Here is a 3,887-nt window from a genome sequence, read left to right as displayed (position 1 = left end):
GAAAATGATCAAGCGAACCATGTTCGGAAGAGCAGGCTTCGAACTCCTCAGGGCGCGTGTCCTTCAGCCCGCATAATCAAAAAACATCATCACGAAAAGTGCGGAAGAACCGCAGTCTGTTCTCCCGCTCACCCTGTGATGTTTGCACCCGTTTCCGGAACGTGCAGCCAATGGAAACTGGAGACTTGTAATCAGGGAACGAGTGGGACGGATTGCGTCAGCTGCAGGTAATTATCACCCCATCATCCCTGATCCGGCCAGAGGAAAAACAGGCCAATCAGCAGCGGCACCGGAACCAGAAAGAACCCCGAAGTCGCCCCGCGCGCAAAAACCGACACAAACGCTCCGGCGATACACCCGGTCCAGCCAAGTCCCGGCAGCAATGAAGCCAGCGAAAACTCTCTCTTTCCCCGCCAGATCCCACAGAGAAACTCCGCAATATTATCAGCGAATTTTACAATATTATTGGTGACAACAATCGTCTGCACGGAAATACCGGAAAAGCGTGAAAGCGCCTCGCCCTGCATCGCCATCGCAACCGCCAGCAACAGCGTCTCAATTCGAGCACTGCCACCTGCGGCATGAGACCAGTGGACGCCCTGAGCCAGAACCAGCAATCCCGCCATCCACAGCCACTCATGCCGGTATGCCGGCAAAGCCCGCCGCAACAGACTCGCCGCCAGCGCTCCGAAAAAAAACAGCCCCAGAACCGTGCCGATCGCGCCGGCTCTGGCCAGATCCCGGTCGGCCAGGGAGATCCCGAAGGTGGTCGAATTTCCCGTCATCGCGGCCGTGAAAATGCCGTGGAGTTCAACATACCCCACGGCATCCACATACCCCGCCACAAGACTCAGCGCGAGAACGCGCAGGGCCGAGCGTATCAGCGGTGTCATCAGACGATCAGCGGTTTGTCCTGCCGCAGTTTCGACAACGTTTCATCGTCAAGATTGAGATGTTCCTTCACCATCTGACGCGGCGACAGGCCCAACCACTGATTGGCCGAGAAATCGGCGAAGTGATCGCTCTTGAACGCTTCCAGAAAAACCATCGGTTCATCGCCGATATTTTCCAGATAATGCCCCATCCCGAGCGGCACATAACCCACATCGCCCGCACAGTAATCGAAGGTTCGCGCCTTCCCGCCCGATGCGAAAACCGTCATACGTGCACGGCCACGAACGAAATACTGCCACTCGTCATTGTTCGGATGCCAGTGAAGTTCGCGCATCCTCCCCGGTTCCACAACATTAATTGCAGCGGCAATGGTCGAGGCCGCCGGAAAGTTACGGGAATCGACAACCCGCACGGTTCCGCCAGCAGCTTTCGCAGGCTCCTGCTTCAAAAACCGATGCGTATACCGGATCTGCGACGGACCCTGCGGACATTTGATCGCATCTTCCTTTGCAACCGTCGGTTCGGTTCCATTGAAGATCCAGCGCGTTTTTTCCACATCTGTTGGCAGATTGGCGAAAACGGATTCCGGCACACCGAAATTCTTCGCCAGAACATGTCGCGGCGTATGAGCGAACCAGTCGCTGATCAGGAAAGTTTCGTTTTCAGAAAAATTCGCGTCATCAAAAACAAGAAGGAATTCGCATCCCTCATCGCCAAGTCCCTGAATGGAGTGAGGAATCCCGGCGGGAAAATTCCAGATATCCCCGGCTTCAACATCATCAACAAAAGGGTGTCCGCTTGTATCCAGCGCCGTGACCCGCGCTTTCCCAGCGATCATGAAACCCCATTCAGCTTCCTTGTGATAATGAAGCTCTCGATACCCGCCGGGTTTGAGCCGCATGTTCACTCCCGCAAGCGTTGTAGCGACCGGGAGTTCGCGAATGGTAATTTCACGCGCCCACCCACCGGAGCCAAGACGATTGCGTGCGTCGGCATAAGAGAATTTCAGATTGGGAATTGTCCCCGCATCCGTGTCCGGTGACGCCAGCAGATCGGGAACCTCGCGTTCACGTGGAAGATTGCGCGGTCCAAGAATGCTCGCCCCACGATCACCGCGAACGGGTTCCGGGGCCTCACGTTTTGAGCTGGTCCAGGGAAGGTCTGCCATTGGGGTATTTCCTGCCTGATGTGAATTGCGACAAAATATGTCACTAGCAGGAGTGAAGCATTGATGTCCATCAAGAATTCTGTTTATGGTTGAATACTCACAACAATGTGAATATTCACGAAGGTAAAATACTCACAGAAAGCATCTGATTAATTTTATAAAATATATAAATTATATTTAAAAATTCTCGAAGCAATTATTATTACAAATAGACGGATTTTGTGGACAGAACGAAGAGATATGTCCGTTTCTGAAAATAAAAGCAGCAATACGGACAATTCTTTATGGAAGCACCACTGTCCGATTGACGAAGATGCCCCCACTCAGCATGCAGAGTTCGTCAACCTGAGCCGTGCCATGGCTTTTCGGGAAAAGGGCCGCAGACGCACTACCTGTTCGTCTGTCAGCCAATGCAGGTCGCCATCTTCAATCCCCTCACGGAGCCTGAAACAGATTTGAACGGAAGTCTGCGTCTGACTATCGCCTCCATGCCTCGTCATGACGATCCTGCTGACATATTTTTATTCTAAAACATACCGAGATCTGGAATAGTATGCGGATCAGACTGGATATTTTTTATCGCATTGTACACAGATTGTCTGTTGTTTGCTTGCCCTGCCGTATCCGCACATCCTGACAGACCCAGAAGGATCGTGACGAATGCGGCAATGCAGCACGCGTGTTTGCAGTTTCTAAAGACCATTTACGTTCTCCAAAGCAAAAACCCTATATGCGCTCCATAAAAGAAGTGCATACTCTACGTTTTTCGAAAAAAGCTGGGTGTCCTGCACTTTTTCCGAACGGAATAAAAAAGTATATTGCTCCCTAATTTATTTTTATTTTTCTGTTTCAACCGGAGTCAGACAGGATTTTTCAATGGCATGAGCGTAGTCGATTGCTACAGCAGTGCCCCAGGCACGAGATGCAAAAGTCGTTATCGGTTCGTCCTTCATCCTGCAAAGACCAATGAAACCTGGTGAGAACCCCTGAAGAGCCCGCTTTTGCAGCTTTTGTTCACCTGATATGCGCAAGGGAAAAGAGGCGATGGGAAGTATCGTTACGACATTACCAAGCATCAACTCGGCGTGTATGAGTTCCAGAGAATCTGATTCCATTTGTACATTGGGAGTAACACCAGCGATTTGAAACCCGGTATCAATCAATTGCCGACAATGCATACCTTTTGTCAGTAATGCCAACGGAAGAGTCGCTGCTTCTTCCCAGGTGATTTCCGGTTAAAGCGGAAGCTCAAAATCATCTACGGCAGCCAGAACCTGATGTTCCGCGTAAAGTGTACGCACCTCGAACGAATTGGCCTGAGGCATTTGATCCGTATACATAATGCCGAAATCAATTTCCTTTGAAATCAACTTCGAAATGATGTCTTCATTTGGAATGACCTGTACGGCACTGGCACATGGTCCAGCATCTTTCCTTATATCCTGCAGGATCAGGGGAATAAGATGAACTGCCGTCGGAATGACGCCAATACGTATGATTCCGAAAAGTCCCTGCCTTGCCAAGGAAGCATCCTGACGTAATTCCGTGATCCCACGCAGAATATCGTGAGCCCACCGGATAACCCGCTTCCCTTCTTCTGTAAGCGTAAATGCTTTTCTCTTTCTTTCAACAATCGTCACGCCCAAGTCCGCTTCAAGCTGACGAATGGCGCGTGAGAGCGCGGGTTGCGAGACGTGACAGGCCTCCGCCGCTTTCGACGCGGATTTCTCACACTTGGGGTTATTTCAGGTTATTTTGTAGAATTCAGTCATCCCACAGGAGCCCGATCTGGAATATTGACGATATTCTGCTTCTGGCGGCGGGT

At 51.1% G+C, this 3,887-nt stretch carries 2 protein-coding genes and 1 pseudogene; all 3 read right to left on the bottom strand.

What is annotated here, in order from left to right; translation table 11 throughout:
* Positions 1-242: 242 nt before the first annotated feature.
* The gene (locus GOB86_RS14850; RefSeq protein ID WP_061498573.1) at positions 243-893 is read right to left on the bottom strand and encodes a YoaK family protein; all 651 of its coding nucleotides are present in this window, start codon (positions 891-893) and stop codon (positions 243-245) included.
* Positions 893-2,062 carry an oxalate decarboxylase family bicupin gene (locus tag GOB86_RS14845; protein ID WP_025439994.1) on the bottom strand — a complete coding sequence of 390 codons (1,170 nt, stop codon included), beginning with the start codon at positions 2,060-2,062 and terminating at the stop codon, positions 893-895. Before GOB86_RS14845 ends, GOB86_RS14850 begins: the two co-directional genes overlap by 1 nt.
* A gap of 836 nt (positions 2,063-2,898) precedes the next feature.
* Positions 2,899-3,780: pseudogene (locus tag GOB86_RS16235) on the bottom strand (LysR family transcriptional regulator); the annotation flags it as partial.
* Positions 3,781-3,887: the final 107 nt, after the last annotated feature.

The sequence above is a fragment of the Acetobacter lambici genome (assembly GCF_011516885.1).
GTDB lineage: Bacteria > Pseudomonadota > Alphaproteobacteria > Acetobacterales > Acetobacteraceae > Acetobacter > Acetobacter lambici.
Note: the sequence above shows the minus strand (reverse complement) of the source record. Positions and strands in the feature narration are given on the sequence as shown.